Source organism: Bernardetia sp. Wsw4-3y2 (assembly GCF_037126295.1).
GTDB lineage: Bacteria > Bacteroidota > Bacteroidia > Cytophagales > Bernardetiaceae > Bernardetia.
Genome location: NZ_CP147017.1, coordinates 795,514 through 814,668, shown reverse-complemented (window position 1 = coordinate 814,668; position 19,155 = coordinate 795,514). Strand labels below are relative to the sequence as shown.

General features: G+C 29.6%; 16 protein-coding genes. 12 read left to right on the top strand and 4 right to left on the bottom strand.

The features are described 5' to 3' along the window. The first annotated feature begins 184 nt into the window (after positions 1-184). From V9L05_RS03215 to V9L05_RS03180, 8 genes are all read left to right on the top strand, one after another. Positions 185-388 (top strand): hypothetical protein, encoded by a 204-nt coding sequence (locus V9L05_RS03215; RefSeq protein ID WP_338814358.1) that lies wholly within the window; start codon positions 185-187, stop codon positions 386-388. A 188-nt stretch (positions 389-576) separates the two neighbouring features. Next, complete coding sequence (locus V9L05_RS03210; RefSeq protein ID WP_338814357.1) at positions 577-3,732, top strand: lantibiotic dehydratase; 3,156 nt, start codon at positions 577-579, stop codon at positions 3,730-3,732. 164 nt (positions 3,733-3,896) lie between these two features. Next, the gene (locus tag V9L05_RS03205) at positions 3,897-4,670 is read left to right on the top strand and encodes an ATP-binding cassette domain-containing protein (protein ID WP_338814356.1); all 774 of its coding nucleotides are present in this window, start codon (positions 3,897-3,899) and stop codon (positions 4,668-4,670) included. Positions 4,671-4,874: 204 nt separating this feature from the next. After that, a complete protein-coding gene (locus tag V9L05_RS03200) occupies positions 4,875-5,456 on the top strand; it encodes a hypothetical protein (RefSeq protein WP_338790360.1) in 582 nt (193 codons plus the stop codon). A 237-nt stretch (positions 5,457-5,693) separates the two neighbouring features. Continuing rightward, positions 5,694-6,077 (top strand): DUF1987 domain-containing protein, encoded by a 384-nt coding sequence (locus V9L05_RS03195; RefSeq protein ID WP_338790361.1) that lies wholly within the window; start codon positions 5,694-5,696, stop codon positions 6,075-6,077. Between the two features lie 47 nt (positions 6,078-6,124). Further along, a complete protein-coding gene (locus V9L05_RS03190) occupies positions 6,125-6,340 on the top strand; it encodes a hypothetical protein (RefSeq protein ID WP_338790362.1) in 216 nt (71 codons plus the stop codon). A gap of 243 nt (positions 6,341-6,583) precedes the next feature. Next, positions 6,584-7,507 (top strand): hypothetical protein, encoded by a 924-nt coding sequence (locus V9L05_RS03185; protein WP_338814355.1) that lies wholly within the window; start codon positions 6,584-6,586, stop codon positions 7,505-7,507. Continuing rightward, positions 7,507-8,745, top strand: coding sequence for a hypothetical protein (locus tag V9L05_RS03180; protein ID WP_338814354.1), 1,239 nt, complete (start codon positions 7,507-7,509; stop codon positions 8,743-8,745). The genes V9L05_RS03185 and V9L05_RS03180 overlap by 1 nt, the downstream gene beginning before the upstream one ends. Positions 8,746-8,758: 13 nt before the next feature. On the opposite strand, the gene V9L05_RS03175 is transcribed toward V9L05_RS03180, so the two are convergent. Continuing rightward, a complete protein-coding gene (locus V9L05_RS03175) occupies positions 8,759-9,283 on the bottom strand; it encodes a hypothetical protein (protein ID WP_338814353.1) in 525 nt (174 codons plus the stop codon). Between the two features lie 20 nt (positions 9,284-9,303). Continuing rightward, entirely contained in the window at positions 9,304-11,784 is a 2,481-nt protein-coding gene (locus V9L05_RS03170) for a hypothetical protein (RefSeq protein WP_338814352.1), read from the bottom strand. Positions 11,785-11,970: 186 nt separating this feature from the next. On the opposite strand from V9L05_RS03170, the gene ftcD reads away from it, so the two are divergent. Continuing rightward, a complete protein-coding gene (gene ftcD / locus V9L05_RS03165) occupies positions 11,971-13,656 on the top strand; it encodes a glutamate formimidoyltransferase (RefSeq protein WP_338814351.1) in 1,686 nt (561 codons plus the stop codon). 101 nt (positions 13,657-13,757) lie between these two features. Here the strand turns inward: ftcD and metF are convergent, their stop codons facing one another. Continuing rightward, positions 13,758-14,714: a methylenetetrahydrofolate reductase [NAD(P)H] gene (gene metF / locus V9L05_RS03160; protein WP_338814350.1), complete on the bottom strand. Its 957-nt coding sequence runs from the start codon at positions 14,712-14,714 to the stop codon at positions 13,758-13,760. Positions 14,715-15,073: 359 nt separating this feature from the next. Here metF and cysC point away from each other — a divergent pair, with 359 nt between their 5' ends. Continuing rightward, positions 15,074-15,643, top strand: coding sequence for an adenylyl-sulfate kinase (gene cysC, locus V9L05_RS03155; RefSeq protein ID WP_338790367.1), 570 nt, complete (start codon positions 15,074-15,076; stop codon positions 15,641-15,643). A 148-nt stretch (positions 15,644-15,791) separates the two neighbouring features. After that, positions 15,792-16,460 (top strand): hypothetical protein, encoded by a 669-nt coding sequence (locus tag V9L05_RS03150; RefSeq protein ID WP_338790368.1) that lies wholly within the window; start codon positions 15,792-15,794, stop codon positions 16,458-16,460. A gap of 101 nt (positions 16,461-16,561) precedes the next feature. Here the strand turns inward: V9L05_RS03150 and V9L05_RS03145 are convergent, their stop codons facing one another. Beyond that, entirely contained in the window at positions 16,562-16,969 is a 408-nt protein-coding gene (locus V9L05_RS03145) for a hypothetical protein (RefSeq protein WP_338790369.1), read from the bottom strand. A gap of 442 nt (positions 16,970-17,411) precedes the next feature. Between V9L05_RS03145 and V9L05_RS03140 the strand changes: the two genes are divergently transcribed. Further along, a complete protein-coding gene (locus V9L05_RS03140; protein WP_338790370.1) occupies positions 17,412-18,923 on the top strand; it encodes an ATP-binding protein in 1,512 nt (503 codons plus the stop codon). Positions 18,924-19,155: the final 232 nt, after the last annotated feature.

Here is a 19,155-nt window from a genome sequence, read left to right as displayed (position 1 = left end):
TTTTGTTATGATTATGTCGTGATTTTTTATGAAAAAATTAATAAAAAATTTGCATTGGTGGACAAAGCTACTATATTTGTGTTTCAAGTGTATGGTACAATACTAATACAAGAAAGCACAGGAGTATTCCGAAAATCCTTAAAATAGAGTAGGAACACAATGTCAATTTTACTTTTAAAAAAACATGAAAGCAAACAAAAAATTAAAACTCAATACTAAAAAAGTAGTCATTTTATCTAATGATCAGCAAAATGCTGTTCAAGGTGGAGGAGGTACTATGCCATCAATCCAAAATATATGTGTTTATACTGAATTGTGTGGTGCTTCAGTTAAAAATCCATGTATTCCTGCGACTGAATATAATTCATGCCGTTGTCCAGAGATGTAATTCTTTGTGTTATTTTTTTTAAAACGGAACTTCATGGAAGTTCCGTTTTCTTTTTTTATAATTATTCTATTTATTTTTATTACACTTATTGTCAGATTTACGCATTCATTTTTATCAAAAATTTAGCTTAGGGTCGTATTCTTTTAACTGATTTTTAAATTATACTTTACTTATTACTTATATAGCAAATGGATTATTTTTTCTTACGTAGCCCTTTATCTCCTCTTTTTTCAGAAAACCCAGCAGATGAGTTGGCTATTTTTTTATCTTCTCCTGACTTTCAAGATACAGTTCAGCAATATGAAGAAGGAAAACTAAAAGACAAAAAAGTAGAAAAGTTTTTACTTTCTAAAGCAAAATATGACTTGCGTTCTCGTTTTAGATGTACTCCTTTTGGAACTTTTGCAGGGATTTTAGCAGGCAAGCTTTCTTCAAATAATCAAGGTTTCGTTCACCAAGGAATAAAAAAATATCATTTGTCTTTAGATATGTCTGTTTTGGGAGCATGGATAGATAAACTGCATCAGATAACGGAATTTTTAGAAGTCCTTACTTTTTACCCAAACAATACACTTTATCAATTTGGAGAAGATAAACGCTATATAGAATCTTATTTTGAAGGAGAAAAAGCTAGAAAGTATGCCATTTCAAATATAGAATGGAATGAGTATTTGGAGAAAATTATAGAATTTGCAAAAGAAGGTAAAAAAATAACAGAAATTGCAGAGCAGTTAGTAGATGAAGATATTTCCTTAGAAGAAGCAAAAGAATTTATCTTAGAAATTATAGAAGCTCAAATTCTTGTTTCAGATATAGCTTTAAAAATTACTGGAGAACCTTTTGAAGATATTTTGAGAAGCAAGTTAGGGTTTTATTTAAAAAATAATCCTCAATTAGAAAATATAGAAAAATATAGTTTCATAAAAGAATCATTTCATCTTCTGTCAGAACTAAAAGAATATTATCAGAAAAACCATCCCAAAAGTGCTGAGCTATTTGATTTTTCAGAAAAAATCAAAAGTCTTGAAATTCCTTTCAAATTAAGTTCTTTATTTCAGATGGATACTGTTTTGAAGTTTGAAAATCCATCTCTTCATCATTCTATTAAAGAAGAAGTAGAAAAAGCAATTGATTTGCTAAAATATATTTATTCTTATCAAGAAATTTCTACACTAACCTCTTTTAAAGAAGCATTTTCTACTCGTTATGAATCAGCAGAAGTTCCTTTAATGCAAGTACTTGACCCAGAAATTGGTTTAGGTTTTCCCTTAAGAAGTCAAGCAAATAATGATAATGCACCTTTATTGAAAGGAATGCCATTAAATGGAGGTAGAAATAGCCAAAACCCTTCTCTTCAACAAACAAGATGGACACAGTTTTTACAGAAAAAATTTATAGAAGCTCTTCAAAATAAGTCTTCTGTAATTGAGCTTACTAATAAAGAATTAAAAGATGAAATAGGCTATATTCCTGAAAAGTATAGAAAATCCAAAAAGAATAAAAATGATACTACCAAAAGTAAAGAAGATAATAATATACCCTTCTCATACTCTTCTATGATTACTGTTTTAGCTTCCTCCTCTGAGGCAATTGAGGAAGAAAATTATAAAATAATTCATAAGGGAACAAATGGTTCTTCTGCTGTTACTCTACTAGGACGTTTTTGTCATGCAGACGCTCAAACAAATGAGTATGTATTGGATTGTATCCAACAAGAAGAAGAATTATCAGACAAGATTTTTGCCGAAATTGTACATCTTCCAGAAGCTAGAGTAGGAAATGTTATCGCTCGTCCACAACTGAGAAAATATGAAATTCCGATTGGGGTAAGAACAGCCGAAAATGCAAATTCTGTTACCTTAGATGATATTAGAGTTTCGGTAAGTGAGGGAAAAATAAAATTGCGTTCTCTCAAATATGATAAAGAAATTATTCCTAGAATGAGTAATGCTCATAATTATAGCATGACAGAAATTCCAGCGTATCATTTTTTATCTACATTACAAAACCAAAATGTCATAAGTGGACTTCAATTTAGTTGGCAACACTTAAATAATGAACCGTATTTGCCTAGAGTAGAATATGAGAAAGTTATTTTGAGTCCTCAAAAATGGGTTGTTTCTCTCAAAGAAACTAAAATAGATAAAAAAATAAATACAGAACAGGCTTTAGAAAAGTTGAGAAATTACTTCCAAGATAGAGATATTCCTAACCGTCTTACATTTGGACAAGGAGATAATATTTTACCTTTATTTACTGATGATGATATTAATCTAACTCTCTTTTGGCAAGAATTAAAAAAGATGCAACGTATATCTGTTCAGGAAATGCTTTATAATGAAGAGAATTTATTTATTAAAGATGAAGAAGGAAATGGTTACACCAATGAATTTATTATTCCTCATTTATCTCCTTTGGTAAAATCTGAACAAGAAAGTCAAAGTAATACTGCTACAAATTTAGATTCTACGTTACAAAGGGAATATACTATCGGTTCTGAATGGATTTATTTCAAAATTTACTGTGGTGTCAGTATAGCTGATGAATTATTAATACAAAAATTATTTCCTTTAGCCTCGCAGCTATTACAAGATAATACAATTACAGAATGGTTTTTTATTCGTTATGCTGATCCAGACCACCATTTGCGTATTCGTTTTAAAGGAACAAATGATTTTTATAAAACTGTTATTGAAAAGCTACACGAAAATCTCAATGAACTTGTAGACAATAAATCTGTGTGGAAAATTCAAATAGATACTTATCAAAGAGAAATAGAGAGATATGGTTCGAAGAATATGGCAAACAGTGAATTGCTGTTTCATAAAGAAAGTCAGCTAATTTGCTCTATTTTACAGAATATAAATGAAGATGATGACTTGCGTTGGAAATTGGCATTTTTGGGAGTAGACAATTTACTTACCAATTTTGATTTAGAAATAGGACAGAAAAAACACTTGATGGAAATATTATCAGAAAGTTTTCATAAAGAATTTGGCTTAGAAAACATCAATGACACTAAGATTCTTTCTAAAAGTTACAGAGAAAAACGCCAAACTATTGAAGAAATTATAGAAAACCCTGCTATCTATTCAGAATACAAAGAATTACTGACTCATTATTCTTTATCTATAAAAGAAAATGTAGATAAGGTACTTCAACTCGCTAAAAATAATGAACTAGAAATGAGTTTACCTAATTTGGTAGCCAGTTATATACACATGTTTTTGAACAGATATTTTAGAGCCAATCAAAGAAAACACGAATGTATAATCTATTATATGTTATTTCAACATTATCGTTCTGCCGAAGCAAAAAATAAAGCTAGTGTTTTAGCTGATTAAAAGTGGATTGAGATGAATAAAGAAATAAAAATTGGTTTAGTTTTGTATAGAATTAAACAAATCTAATTCATTGGCTGTTTTCCGATCAGTTTGTTATCTAGTAAGATTCTAAAATAAATAGGTTTAAAAAACACCAATTCATCTTCATTTAATCAATATAAACAGTGATTACAGTAAAAAACATAAAAAAAGCCTTTAACGGAAAAGAAATTTTGAAAGGAATTAGTGCTGAATTCAAACAAGGCGTTACTAACTTAATAATTGGCTCAAGTGGAACAGGAAAAAGTGTACTCTTAAAGTGTACAGTAGGACTAATAAAACCAGATGAAGGTTCAATTTTTTATGATGGAAAAAATTTATATGAATCTGACCGAGAAGAGCAAAGAGCTATACGAGAACAAATAGGAATGCTTTTTCAAGGCAGTGCACTTTTTGATTCCATGACAGTAGAACAAAATGTGCGATTTCCTTTAGATATGCGTAGTAAAGGAATGAGTGATGCTGACAAATTAGAACGTGTAAATTTCTGTCTGAAAAGAGTTGGCTTAGAAGGCTCAAACGATAAAAAACCTGCTGAAATTAGTGGAGGAATGATGAAGCGTGTAGGAATTGCACGAGCAATTGTTATGAATCCAAAATACCTTTTTTGTGATGAACCTAACTCAGGACTAGATCCACAAACTTCTATCATGATTGATAATTTGATTTTAGAAATCACAGAAGAATACAATATGACAACCATTGTAGTAACTCACGATATGAATTCAGTTATGGAAATTGGTAAAAACATTGTCTTTTTGAGTGAAGGGTATAAAGAATGGGAAGGAACAAAAGAACAAATTGTACACTCAGATGTAAAATCTTTAAATGATTTTGTATTCTCAAACTCGTTAATGGTAGCCTACAAAAAAAGTGAAGAAGAGAGAGCAAATCGATAAAAATAGAAACTCTAAAAAATGACTTGATAAGAGTAAAATCTGCCTCTAAAATAATAAACTACTTTAAAATTAGTTTTCTTAGTAACTTTTCAAAACTTTTAGCTCAAATTTTGTATTTTAGAAGATAGAAAGCCATAGTTAGTATAAAACGTAATAGTTGGACTAAAAAAAACTTTTATAATTTAAAGTAATAGAAATATGTTAATGAAAATCTTACTCATTTGGGCAGTAATTACTGGAGCAACTTACCTTGTAAGTGCCATTGCTTCAGAAGTAAAGCAGTGGGCGACTCGTCGTGCATTGCGTCATGTGAGTCCAAAGGAAATTGCTCAGCTCATCAAAGAAAATGAGGGGAAAATTACAGCACAAGAATTACATCAACGTACTGCAATTCCTTATTGGGTGGCACAGCTCGTCCTGACAGAACTCACAGAACAAAAACTTTTAGAAGAAAAGTACGAAAAAAATAGATTTGGAAGACGTGTCAAACAATTTGCACTTTCCGTATTTCCTACCGAACAAAATCTACGTTTTCAGTTACAAGGATTGAGTTCTACAACACAATTAAAAGCAAATGATCCTTTGTCAGATGCTGATGTGATTCGTCATGCTGTAGATGCAAAGGGAGATATTACAGCTACACGCCTTTGTTTGAAAGCAAGTGTAACCATAGAAGAAGCTGCCAAAAAACTTGATCAGTTGCACACAAAAGGTGTTTTTGATATACAAACAAGTGATGAAGGAGGATTTTTTTATAGCCTTAATGATAAAAGTTTATTAAGTTAAATTAGTAGAAGAAAACCAAAATAAACAATCAAATAGATTGATTTTGATTATTTGATTTTAATTATTTTTTTTCTAAATTTAGAATTGTCTTTTACAAAACAATTTTGTGTTATGTTCTATTACATAATTATTTTTTGTAAATTGGTTCTATCAACTAGTTAATTAGATTATTTCTTATAACTTGTTTCTATGAAATACTAGACATTTTATCACACTTGCTAACTTATCATAAAGTACATGAATCCACCTATTTTTTATATAGAAGGAAAAAAATATATTCCAGAAGTTCGTTTTGATTCTACAAAGGGACTTTTAGAGTTTTCGGGGCAATGTTATCACGAATATACAGAAGAATTTTTTGCTCCTATTTATAAATGGGCGAGTGAATATTTAGAAGAACCTGCTCGTACGATTACACTAGAGTTCAAAATGAATTATTATAATACAGTTTGTTCTCGTTGTTTTTTAGAGTTTTTGGAGATGTTTGAAGACTATGCACTCAATCAAGGTGGACAAGTTACAGTAAACTGGTATTATAAATCAAATGACTATGATATGATGGAAAGTGGAGAAGATTATCAAGATGATTTAGAGCTAGATATCAATCTTATTTCCCATTAATTTAGTATATATATTTTTTAATCTTTATTTTTTTAATTTATTATTTTATGAAAAAATCCGTCGGAATTATAGTATTAGTTATTGGTATTTTACTTGCAGCTTTTGGTTTTTATCAAAGTGAAGCCTCTTCAAAAACACTCTTAAAAATTGCAAATACAGAAATCAAGACTGAAAAAAATGCGCCAAGTACAAATCCTCTTATTATTGGAGGTGCAGTTGTAGGTCTTATTGGAGTTGTAGTAATTATTGTTGCTAAAAAGTAATTTTTATATATTCATATTTCAGAGTCTGATTTTTTATAGAAAAAATCAGACTTTTTTTATTTAATTTATAGTATTTTTTTATAAAATGCTATAATTATTCTAATCCTATTTATGATTTTTATAGTTAAAATTTATATAATTGAGAATGAATAGGTGTAATTTTTGTAAATTTACGGATATAGATAGTATCAAAGCTTCTTTTAGAAAAATAAAGTAAAAAATAAAGCATATATAAAAAACACTATGAAGTTCAACATAACTTATATTATTTTTGTGGGAATATTTCTTTCTATATTCTCTCAAATTTCATTTGCCCAAACCGATTCTCTTTCCGAAAATCTTCCCAATCAATTAACAACAGATACAAAACCTATTATTTTACTCAATGGAGATAAAAAAAATAGAGACGTAGCCACTCAATCAACTTCAGATGGTGAGGCCATGCTATTTTTAGATTTGAAAAAAAATGGTTCTACTTCTAAAAAAAGAAACAAGAAAAATAAAGAGCCAAAAGGCTATTACTACGGATTAGAAACAAAACGTATTTTTAGAAAGTACGAACAAGGACGCAAGACGATTGTAGAAACATTCTATTATCTTAAAGATTTTAGAAATCCTGATCCTTTGGTAGATATTTATTATGTCTTTGATATAAAATCTGAAAAAATAAAAACACTTCCTCGTATAAATGCTGAAAGTCACCTCGTTTTGCACGGTCCTTATGAGCGAAAAGAAAATGGAAAAGTGGTCGAAAGTGGAATTTATTATGCAGGTACAAAACACGGACGTTGGGAAAACTATCATTCTAGTGGTGTCCTGACAAATAAAGAGATTTATTATAAAGGTTTTCCAAAAAATACAAAGTTTGTCTATTATGACAAGCAGAAAACAAAAATAAAAGAAATAATTCCGATGGAAAGTAATTACATTGACGGACACTATATTGCTTTTTATGAAAGTGGAGCAATTAAAGAAGAGGGTAATTATCAATATGGAAGACGTGTGAAACGTTGGATGAGTTATTATGATGGAAAAGCAAAGAATGCAAAAGGACAACGTCATATAGAAACACAATATACAGAAGACCCTTTTGATAAAACTACAAAACCTTATACACTTAGAGAGTGGGACGAAAAAGGAAAATACATAAAAGACAATAGAAATTAATGAAAATCATCTATTCTAAACTATTCTTTAGTAGTTTATTGCTATCAATTTTATTTCCTTTTTTTGGTTTTGCACAATTAGATAACAGTTCTTTTTACCCTAAAAAAGAACTGTATTCTTTTTCAGATTCTGCTTCAAAAGTAAATAAAAACTCAAATCCAAGCTCAAATCAAAGACAGCTAAATCTTGAAATAGATTATTTTGGTTTCTTTCGTAATAGGGAGTTTTTTGAAACTGTTGCAGACGGCTATACACTTTTTGGTTCACACTTTTTGAGTAAACTATCTTATTCTGCTGATACAACCCTCAAAATATCGGGAGGTATATTTTTACGAAAAGATTTTGGAAGTGCAGCTAATAATAGCCGTTTTAATCAAATACAGCCTTATTTTCAGTTCTTATATAAAAAAAATAAACATCAATTTATTTTTGGTAACCTAGAAGGAAATCTACAACATAATTTAATAGAGCCATTATTCAATTTTGAGAATATAATAAACAGAAGACTTGAAAATGGAGTACAATATAAATATGTATCCAAAAATACGTCGTTAGATACATGGATAGATTGGGTAACAATGATTTATCCTTACTCAGATTTTGATGAAGAATTACATTTTGGATTGAATATAGAACGAAATATAATTACTTCTAAAAATAAAAAAAAGTGGAAAAGTACAATTCCAATTCAACTTACAGCTATTCATAAAGGAGGACAAATCAATACAACAGATAATCCTTTGGTAACTATTTTTAATGCTGCAATTGGCAACAAAACAACTTATTATTTTCAAGATAGTAATGGAAACAATAGTTCCTATTTGAAATATATAAGAACCCATCTTTATAGTGTGTTTTTTATAGATAACTCCTCTGTTCCTAATTTTGCTTTTAAAAATGGGATGGGTATGTATGCTAATTTAGAGTTGGCTACACAAAAACATCAACTTATGTTGTCTTACTGGCGAGGACAGGATTTTACATCTCCCTTAGGTGGAGATATTTATAGCTCTGTAAGTCGGATTTATGCGCCAAATACAGAAAATGAACCCTTGAGAAATTTGTTTATTTTACGTGTTCTGACAAATTTTTCTATTCCAAATATTGCAAAAGATGATGCAAAGATAGTTTTTCGTGCCACTCCATTTTATAATTTAGGGACGAATGAACTGAATTTTAGCACAGGTTTATATGCTATCTTTAACACTCATTTCTTATTGAAAGGATTTAAAAAGTAAATAAGACCTTTTTTTATCCTTGATTTGCTTGTCTTTCTGCTTCAAAAAGATTTTGAAAAAATTCCTTTGACTTATTTCCTTCATAATGAAAAGCTAAAATAGTTACAATGGAAATGATTATTATCATCAAAAAAGGAGTAAAGGAAGCCAAACTAGAAATAGATTGATGGCTTACTTCTCGTGAAAAAGTAGTAATAAGAAAAGTAGCAGCTATAAACATAACTGAAAGCCAAATAACTAAGAAGACAAGTACAAAAGTATGTAAACGCATTTTTATGTGAATAAGTGTAGATCCTTTTCCTTCCTCGATTTTACCTTCTATTCTTGGTAAAAATGAATTTCGATAACCAATAATACGACTGATTTTGAAAGAATTTTCATTTATAACACCTTCATATTCTTTGTGCTTTCCACTTGAAAAAACACCACTCATTCGAATCCATTGTTCGGGTTCTGTTTTGTTATTCAATCTTTTTAGAATTTCTTCTTTTGATAAATGAGTTTTATAAGTTAGATTTTCATAGGGTAGATACTTCATATTTTTTGAGATTATGCATATTATTTAGCTTTATACTTAGTAGCTTTGTGCTTACTAACAGTCATTCTCATTTTATATAGATCTTCTTCTAGTCCTTTATTCATTAGTTTCGACACTACTTCATCACTACCTAATTCTTCTTTTTCTCTGTGTTTTAGATAATCTAAAAAAAATTCAACAGTTTCATACCTTTTTATAATATTCCTCTTTCCTTTATCATTTGCCATTGGAAATATATCTTTAATTTTACTATAATATTCTTTATAGAAAATAGGTGTATCTTGTAAACATAATTCTATATACACATATCTGTTTATTAAATCGTCTATATAATATCTACCTTTTAAAGATATACTAATACTTTCTTGACTCTCCATCTTATTATTAAACTCTCTATCAGAAGCATTTTCATTTGTTTCTATTAATCGATATTCATATAGTTCGTTTATTTCACTTAATATTACAGACCTTTTAAAGCCCTGTTGCATAAATGAATCAATAATTTCTGAGGCTTGTATAAACTTTTCAGTTTGATTATATTGTTCAATTCTATCTAATAAAAACATTAATAGTTTTATTTTAAAAAAAACAAAATCACTTCCTTCAGCAGGGTAAAATAGGTTATGTATAGTACTTTCACTATGATTGTAATACTTCCTATTTAACAAAGCAATAGCTTTTAAAAATTCCCAAAACGGTATAGACTCAGGATGCTCTTCATCAGACATTCTTTGTCTTATTATATATTCTGAAACTTCTGTATGTCCAGATAGGAGAAAATCTCTAAATACATTAAGTCCATCACGTAGATTAGGATAAGTAGTTTCTTCTAAAAATCTAAGCATTTCTGAATTTTCATTTCCAAAAATAGAATTCTTCAATCCTTGAAAAAAATCTAATATAGCATCATTATCTATCTTAAACGTACTCATTCCTAAAGAACCTGTAGATTCTCCAACCATATTAACATTTTTAATAGCATAATCAATGCGTTTCTGTAATACCTCAGCATATGGAGGAGCTGTAATATGATAAACATTATTTACAAAAGCATCAAAAGGTGGTTTGTTTCGCCATTCGTAATAATATCCTTCTCTTAAAGATAGCATTACAGCACATTTTGCTTTTCTATTAATACTTTGTGCAAAAAGAAATACTTTTTTCTGTATATCTAAATTAAATTGATCTGCATTATCAATAATTATTGTAAGTCGCATGTACCTTTCTTTTAAAAAATAGAGAGATATTTTATTAAAATGACTTTCATAATCTTTTGTTCTTTCATTTAAAAATTCTCTTAAATATTTATCATATTCATTTTCATCTACTGGTGAAGTCCAAATCTCTTTGTATTCTTTTATTTCTGATAAGTAAATTCTTTCTAAAACTTTTCTAGAATATAGTTTTAAACTTTCGTAACGCTCATGAATATTACTAATAATATCTTTATAAATTTTTTCACTTATTATTTTTAAGTCTTCATCTACATATTTACGAAAATCTAAATAAACATAAGGACGTTTATTTAAAATTTCATTCTCTATACCTGACTTAAAAAGGTAGTTAATAAATGTCGTCTTACCAGCACCTTTTGAACCAATTATTAATATGGGTTTAGGAGGTTCAATATCTCTCGTTCCTATTGGGTAGTTTTTAAACTCATCGCTTATTTGTTCTATTATACTTTGTGTATTTCTAGCTCCACTTACTTCACTTAAATTCGGAGGTCTATCCCCAAATAATTTTTCTATGTCAGATTTATTTTTTTTTATTTCTTTATTCTCAACAAAACACTCTTTTATTAATTCTTCATTATCTAAAACTTCATGCTTATATATTTCATTAAATACTTGATTTAATATTGGTGTAAGCTCAGAACTTAAAGAATTTCTAACAATCTCAGCATTTTTAACTGGTAAAGATGAATAAATGCTTTTTCTAAACTCTTCTTTTATTTCTGTTGAGTAAATTCGCCCATTTTCTATTACAGATACTTTAGACAAAGCATTAAAAAATTCTATAAAGCGTTTGTCTATATCCTCTATTCCATTAAAAATTATGCAAGAATTTTTTTTCCAGTCACTACCATCTGAATTAACAAACTGCCCAATTATAAATTGTCTTCCATTTGAGATAACTCCATACTGTACCCCTACCTCAAACAAGTACTTTCTTATTTGTTCTATTACTTTTTGATTACCCTTCAATAAAGAATTTATACTAGCCTTCTTATGATTAGTTGGTAAATGAATCTCCACAAAGTTTTTTTTAGCTTCTAATACAAAACTGAAAGATGGTACTGATATTAGATAGTCATAGTAACCTTCTTGAACATATTTCTCCCTATCAATATTTTCTTCTTCCCAGCCAAGCACTTTTATGAGCAAATAATCTAATATTTTAGATCTTGTATCTGTTTCTGATAAATCAATCTTTTCAAATTTCTCAAACTCAAGTTTAAATTCTTCAAAACGTAGTTTTGCTATATCTATATTCTGCATTGATTTATGGCTTAAGTATTTTATAAAATTTATTTATTGAAATTAGAAATATGGAAGATTAAATATAGTCATTTCCTAAAAATAATCCTTTTTTATCAAGTTACAAAAATTACTCATTATTTTTATACCTTTATTCCTTTAAAATTAAAATCATTTTTTTCAATTTTATATCAGAAAACCAAACACATGAAACAATTAATTGAATGCGTTCCTAACTTTTCAGAAGGGCGTAATATGGATATTATCAATCAGATTACTAAACAAATTGAAAGTGTAGAAGGCGTTTCGCTTTTAGATGTCGACCCAGGAAAAGCAACCAACAGAACTGTTGTAACTTTTGTAGGCGAACCAGAACCTGTTTTGGAAGCAGCTTTTTTAGCGATGAAAAAGGCGAAAGAACTCATAGATATGAGCAAACACACAGGCGAACACCCTCGTTTTGGTGCAACAGATGTTTGTCCACTTATTCCGATTGCTAATATTTCGATGGAAGAAACAGCAAAATTAGCACACAAATTAGCTGAAAGAGTAGGAAAAGAGCTAGATTATCCTGTTTATTTGTATGAAAATGCAGCTACAAAAAAAGAGCGTAAAAACTTAGCTTTTGTAAGACAAGGAGAATATGAAGGACTAAAAGAACGAATCAAAACAGAAACTCCAGACTTTGGAAAAGCTGAATTTAGACCAAAAACAGGTGCAACAGCAATAAGTGCAAGAGACTTTTTAATTGCTGTTAATTTTAATTTAAATACTACTTCTTCAAGACGTGCAAACTCTGTAGCCTTTGATGTACGTGAAGCTGGAAGAGTATTGAGAGAAGGAAATCCAATTACAGGAAAGATAAAAGAAGACAAAAAAGGCGAACCACTACGACAAGAAGGAACATGTAAAGGAACAAAAGGAATTGGTTGGTTTATCGAAGAATATGGAATTGCACAAGTTTCTATGAATATTACTGACGTAAAAGCAACTCCTTTACATATTGCCTTTGAAGAAACACGAAAAAGTGCAGAATCTCGTGGAATGCGTGTAACAGGAACAGAAATAGTAGGTTTAGTTCCATTAAAAATGATGACTTCGGCAGGTAGATATTTCTTAGAACAGCAAGAGCGTTCGACAGGAGTTTCGGAAGAAGAATTGATAAAAATTGCTATCAAATCAATGGGTTTAGATGATTTGAAGCCATTTTATCCACAAGAAAAAATTATTGAATACAAAATTGCTGATGCTACAAAAACGCCTTTACTTCAAAAAAACTTAACAGAGTTTGCAGAAGAAACAGCTTCTGAATCGCCAGCACCAGGGGGAGGTTCTATTTCAGCTTATGTAGGAAGTTTGGGAGCAGCTTTAGGAACGATGGTAGCCAATCTTTCTTCACATAAAAGAGGTTGGGACAGTCGTTGGAAAGAGTTTTCAGATTTAGCAGAAGAAGGACAAATTTATAAAAATCAACTTTTGGCTTTAGTGGATGAAGATACTCATGCTTTTAATGGAATTATGAATGCTTTTGGTTTACCAAAAGAAACTGAAACGGATATTGCTGCAAGAAAAAAAGCTATTTCGGATGCCACAAAAAATGCGATTGAAGTTCCGTTGAGAATGATGGAAATTTGCGCTTCTATGTTTGACTGGTTAGAAAAATTAGCCAAAACAGGAAACCCAAATTCGGCTTCTGATACAGGTGTAGGTGCAATTTGTGTACGTGCTGCATTGCGTGGAGCTTACTTGAATGTAAAGATTAATACTGCTTCCTTTGATGATGCAACCTTTATTGAAGAAACTTTAGAAAAAGCAAAAACCTACCACAAAACAGCAAAAAAAGGTGAAAAAGAAGTTTTGAAATTGGTTAAGAATGCAATTAAGGAAATGTAAATTTTATAGAAATTCTTTTTAAAGGAATTTTTTATTAATCAAAAGACCATTTCAAATTTGTTTTTGAAATGGTCTTTTTTGTATTTCTTATCTAAATCAATTTAAAATAATTGTGCTGCAATTTTTTCAGTTGCTCCCGAACGCCCCATTGTATAATAATGCAGACATGGTACACCTTTTTCCATAAGTTCTTTTGATTGCTGAACAGCCCATTCTATGCCTACTTCTACAACAGCTTTGTTATCTTTACAAGCAGAAATAGCAGCTACTAAATCATCTGGAATATCAATATGAAAAATACGAGGCAAAACACTAAGTTGTTTTTGTGTGGTAAAAGGCTTCAAACCTGGAATAATTGGAACATTAATACCTGCCTCTTTACATTTTTCTACAAATGAAAAATATTTTGCATTATCAAAAAACATTTGAGTAACAATATATTCTGCTCCTGCATCTACCTTAGCTTTCAAATATGCCATGTCACTATTTAAGTTTGGCGATTCAAAGTGTTTTTCAGGATAACCAGCTACACCAATACAAAAATTTGTTGGAATTGGGTGATGCAAATCATCATCGATATAATTTCCTTCATTCATATTTACAATCTGCCCAATTAAATCAACAGCATAATTATGTCCATCTTTTTCTGGAATGAAAGAACCTTCTGATTTGACAGCGTCTCCACGAAGAGCAAGTACATTTTCAATTCCTAAAAAAGACAAGTCTATAAGAGCATTTTCAGTTTCTTCTTTTGAAAAGCCTCCACAAATAATATGAGGAACAGCATCTACTTGATAACGATTCATAATAGCTGCACAAATACCAACTGTCCCAGGACGTTTACGAGTTACTTTTTTCTCCAAAAGTCCTTCACCACGTGTTTTATATACATATTCTTCTCTATGATAAGTAACATCAACGAATGGAGGATTAAATTCCATTAAAGGGTTCATAGCATCAAAAATAGATTGAATGCTTTCTCCTTTTAGAGGTGGAATAAGTTCGAATGAAAAAAGGGTTTTACCTTTATTTGCGTTTAAATGTTCTATGACTTTCAATGCTATTCTGTTTTAGAGTAAGACGATAAAGAAAATAAACCAAATAATAGTAATTTTTATGGCTTAATTTTATTTTAAATACTGTGTAAAATGCGTTTGTTTTGTATCTAATGGATTACAAATATACAACTTACAACTTATTTAATTAAATTTGATTTGGTAGAATTGTTAAATTTGCGTTTTGAAGAGAGTGTTAAAACAAAAAGTTTTAAAAGATGGGTTTTAATTAAATTTTTACTCTTTAGAAAAAACATATTGATGATATTCTTAGGTCTTTTAATCGAAGTGATACCAACAATATCATAATTTGTATGTATTTCTTTTAATTTTGATTTCTAAAATCTTACTTTTTAATTTCTATGAAGCCTTGTGTTATTTGGTTTATTGGTCTTTCAGGTTCTGGCAAAACAACACTTTCAGATGCTCTTTTTGAAGAATTACATACTAGGTATCCTTCTACTTTACTCAAAAAACTAGATGGTGATTTGCTCAGAAATGGACTCAACAGTAACTTAGGTTTTTCTTTAGTAGATAGAAATGAAAATATTCGTCGTTCGGCAGAGGTAGCCAAACTTTTCTATGAGAGTGGTTTTGTTGTATTGGCTTCTTTTATTACTCCGACTCATCAAAATCAAAAATTGCTTACTGATATTTTTCAAAAAAGTAAAGTTTTTCAAGATTCTCAGAGTACTATTAATTTGTTCAAAGTTTTTATTGATTGTCCTTTGGAAACTTGTGAACAAAGAGATGTAAAAGGACTTTACAAAAAAGCACGCACAGGAGAAATAAAGGAGTTTACAGGAATTAGTAGTCCTTTTGAAAAACCATTACCAAATCAAGTAGATATAATCATCGATAGTAGTAAATTTACGATAAAAGAAAGTATAGGATTTATTTTGGATAAATTAGAAGAAAAAAGTTATTTGTAAAAACTGTTGCCCACAATGTCAATAAAAAGCCATATAATGCTAGAAATTTTAAAAAAAAATGTTACTTTGTGAAAGCATTCAATAAAATCTTTAGAAAAGTTTTTTATTGAGTTTTTACTTTCAATTTTTGTATAAAAATACTGCGATTATGAGTTTGCTTAAAAACCTTATTAATAAATTTCAACAGCTTTTTAGTGGTTCGGCTGCTCCAAGTCCAGATTCAAGTAGAGCTATCCAAGCAAGACAACAACTTTTTGTGGCTATTTTAGAAGCCTGTGAGGATGGTGTCATTACAAATGATGAAATGTCTGATGTTAGAGCCTTACAATCTAAACTAGGAATGTCTGACTCAGAACTTAATAGCATTAAAATCCAAGTTTTACAAAATCTTATAGATAGAGTAATGGAAGATAATATTGTTACTGAAGAGGAGATGGATTTTATAGAACAAATAGAAATTGACCTTCAACTGGGTGTTGCTGATTCTTTAAAAATAAAAGGAGATATTGAAAGAGTAAGGAGAATGTATAAGCGTTCAAACTCTGTGGGTGGAGATGAATTTGATGATGAAGATTTTTTTGATGATGATTATGAAGACGACTATGAAGACGATTATGATGATACAGAATATGACGAAGATGCAATTGATATTGGCGATGCTGCTGCAATAGCTACTGCTGTGGGTGCAGGAGCAATTTTGGCTAATCAACTTAATGAAGATAGCGAATTAGAAGATGATCCGATTGACGAACAAGAAATAGAAGAAGAAAATGAAGAAAATACAGATGAGGTAGAAACATTTTCTGATGAATCTTAAAAAAATATAGTCAAAAAAATAAACACAGTTTTTTTAATAGAAAATAGAAAAGAATTATTATGAATTTTAAGCAATAATTTTCTACTTTCTATTGTGTATTCTTATTTTCTCTCTGATGCAACTTCATCAAGATAAAATTCAGCTTCGTCTCTAGTAGCAAATTTTATAATTGGATGTTTAGCTCTCTGTGTCGAACGGTGGATTTGATAATCAGCAAGATCATCAGCAGAAGCAAGTTGGGCTGTTACTAAAAGCCCTTGTTCAACAAGATAAACCTGTATTTCTTGATGTAGATTTTCTACTTCCTTAGACATACTTCCCATCAAACGAATATCTGCAAAAATAGTGAAATGAGGTTTCATAAAACTAGCAGCCTTCTTCCAATCAGGAAAGAAATCTTTTACTTTATCTCTATTCATCCATCTGCCAATTACTTTAATGTATGCTCTATTTTTGTCAGTATCTACATAAATTTCGTAGTTTTCATTTCTTGCTATTTCTGTTTTCATTTTCTGATTGTTGAGTAAATATCTAAATAAATAATTTAAAAGGAGAAGCTAATCTAAAACCTAAAATATAAACTTGTCTTGATAATCAGATAATTCTTTAGTAAACTCAACAAAAGTAATGAATATTTAGATTAAAATGCTATTTTGTTATGTTTTTGTTTGTTTTTTTTAAACAAAAACAAAGGGTTGTGTAATGTTTGCGAAGTTGTGTTTTTTTTTATTTAGATATTTTTTCTTTCAAAGAATAACTATTTCTACTAATTTTTGGTTTCAAGAAAAATACTTTTTAATTCATATTTTAAGCTGTTTTTTGATAAAGAATCAAATTTAATTCGGCTTATTTTTTGTAATCACAATTTTGTAAATTTATTTAGAAGTTTACTACTTCATAAATTATAATTCCCTCCCTTCAACTTCTTCTTTACCCTTACTTTTGTAACTTATGATTTCAGCACCTTTACCTACTAATGAGAATGAACGTTTAGAAGCTCTTTTACGCTATGAGGTAATGGATACTGAATCTGAAAAAGAGTTTGACGATTTGGTAAAATTAGCCTCACAAATCTGTGAATCAGAAATTTCTTTAGTTTCCTTGATAGATTCAGAACGTCAATGGTTCAAAGCAAAGGTAGGATTAGATGCTCTAGAAACACATAGAGATATGGCTTTTTGTGCTCATGCTATCTTACAAGATGACATTTTTGAAGTAGAAAATGCACTTGAAGACGAACGCTTTCATGACAATCCACTTGTAGCCGATAAAGATGGATTAAATATTCGCTTTTATGCAGGAATGCCACTCAAAAATCCAGAAGGACTAAATCTAGGAACGCTCTGTGTTATTGATAATAAACCTAAAAAACTAACAGAAGCTCAAAAATTTGCTTTAACAACATTAGGACGCCAAGTTGTTACACAATTAGAATTACGCCTAAAATTTAGAGATTTACAAGAAGAAATGAAAAAGGTGCAAGCTGCACAAAGACAACTTATCGAAACGGAAAAAATGGCTACTTTAGGACAGCTTGCTGCCAATGTAGCGCATGAAATAAATACACCTCTAGGAGCAATTCGTTCTTCAGCTGATAATTCAGTTGTTACAATGGATGGACTTTTACCTCGTCTTACTGGGTTTTTACAAGGATTATCTCCTGAGAAATCGCTTATTTTTAATAATTTAATCAAGTATTCAGCAAATGCCAAAAATAATTTTTCTTCTAGAGAAAAACGAGCAATAAAATATAGATTGATAGAAGAGTTTGAAAAATTACAAATTGATGAGGCAGATACAATAGCTAATTTTATAGTAGAATTAGAAGTATATAATAATCCAGAACTTTATAAACCTTTATTAGAAACAGAAGATCCTTGTTATACTTTTAAAGTAGCACACCAATTATCAAGAATTGCCAAGAATAACAAGACAATAAAACTAGCTACTGATAAGGCTTCTAAAATTATTTTTGCTCTTAAAAACTTTTCTCGTCAAGACAAAACAGGAGAGAAAGCAATAATAAATATTAATCGTGGTATTGAAGATACAATCGTTCTTTATGAAAATCAATTCAAGCGTGGAATAGACTTACAGCTTCGTTTAGAAGAAATTCCTGAATTTATGGGATACCCAGATGAGCTAGTACAAGTTTGGACAAATCTTATTTATAATGCCATTCAAGTAATGGAAAGCAAAGGAGAACTAAATATTACTACAAAGTTAGTCACAGATTCATATAACAAAAAGGTAGTTGTCTCCGTAACAGATACAGGAGCTGGTATACCAATAGATATACAAGATAAAATATTTGATGCTTTCTTTACAACCAAACGAGAAGGTGAAGGAAGTGGATTGGGACTAGATATTACCAAAAAAATTGTAGAAAAACACAGTGGTAAGATTTGGTTCGAAACTCAAATAGGTAAGGGAACTACTTTTTTTGTAGAATTACCTCTATAAGTAAAACTTAACAGTTTCTATTTTTATTGAAGAACTGTTTATTTCAAAACAAATTAATTCGATAAAATATTAATCAATTGACAAATAGTCAAGAAGTTGTATTTTCTGAATTTTATGAAGAAAGTGTTATTTATATCATTTTACTACGATGTAATTTACTTTTGGTAAGAAATAAAGATAATTTAACTAACTTTGAAAACCACTATTATAATTATAAACGTATTCAAAATTT

Coding starts and splice junctions, on each gene's coding strand:
- V9L05_RS03215 (WP_338814358.1), top strand. CDS start 185: ATGAAAGCAAACAAAAAATTAAAACTCAATACTAAAAAAGTAGTCATT.
- V9L05_RS03210 (WP_338814357.1), top strand. CDS start 577: ATGGATTATTTTTTCTTACGTAGCCCTTTATCTCCTCTTTTTTCAGAA.
- V9L05_RS03200 (WP_338790360.1), top strand. CDS start 4,875: ATGAAAATCTTACTCATTTGGGCAGTAATTACTGGAGCAACTTACCTT.
- V9L05_RS03195 (WP_338790361.1), top strand. CDS start 5,694: ATGAATCCACCTATTTTTTATATAGAAGGAAAAAAATATATTCCAGAA.
- V9L05_RS03190 (WP_338790362.1), top strand. CDS start 6,125: ATGAAAAAATCCGTCGGAATTATAGTATTAGTTATTGGTATTTTACTT.
- V9L05_RS03185 (WP_338814355.1), top strand. CDS start 6,584: ATGAAGTTCAACATAACTTATATTATTTTTGTGGGAATATTTCTTTCT.
- V9L05_RS03180 (WP_338814354.1), top strand. CDS start 7,507: ATGAAAATCATCTATTCTAAACTATTCTTTAGTAGTTTATTGCTATCA.
- V9L05_RS03175 (WP_338814353.1), bottom strand. CDS start 9,283: ATGAAGTATCTACCCTATGAAAATCTAACTTATAAAACTCATTTATCA.
- V9L05_RS03170 (WP_338814352.1), bottom strand. CDS start 11,784: ATGCAGAATATAGATATAGCAAAACTACGTTTTGAAGAATTTAAACTT.
- ftcD (WP_338814351.1), top strand. CDS start 11,971: ATGAAACAATTAATTGAATGCGTTCCTAACTTTTCAGAAGGGCGTAAT.
- cysC (WP_338790367.1), top strand. CDS start 15,074: ATGAAGCCTTGTGTTATTTGGTTTATTGGTCTTTCAGGTTCTGGCAAA.
- V9L05_RS03150 (WP_338790368.1), top strand. CDS start 15,792: ATGAGTTTGCTTAAAAACCTTATTAATAAATTTCAACAGCTTTTTAGT.
- V9L05_RS03145 (WP_338790369.1), bottom strand. CDS start 16,969: ATGAAAACAGAAATAGCAAGAAATGAAAACTACGAAATTTATGTAGAT.
- V9L05_RS03140 (WP_338790370.1), top strand. CDS start 17,412: ATGATTTCAGCACCTTTACCTACTAATGAGAATGAACGTTTAGAAGCT.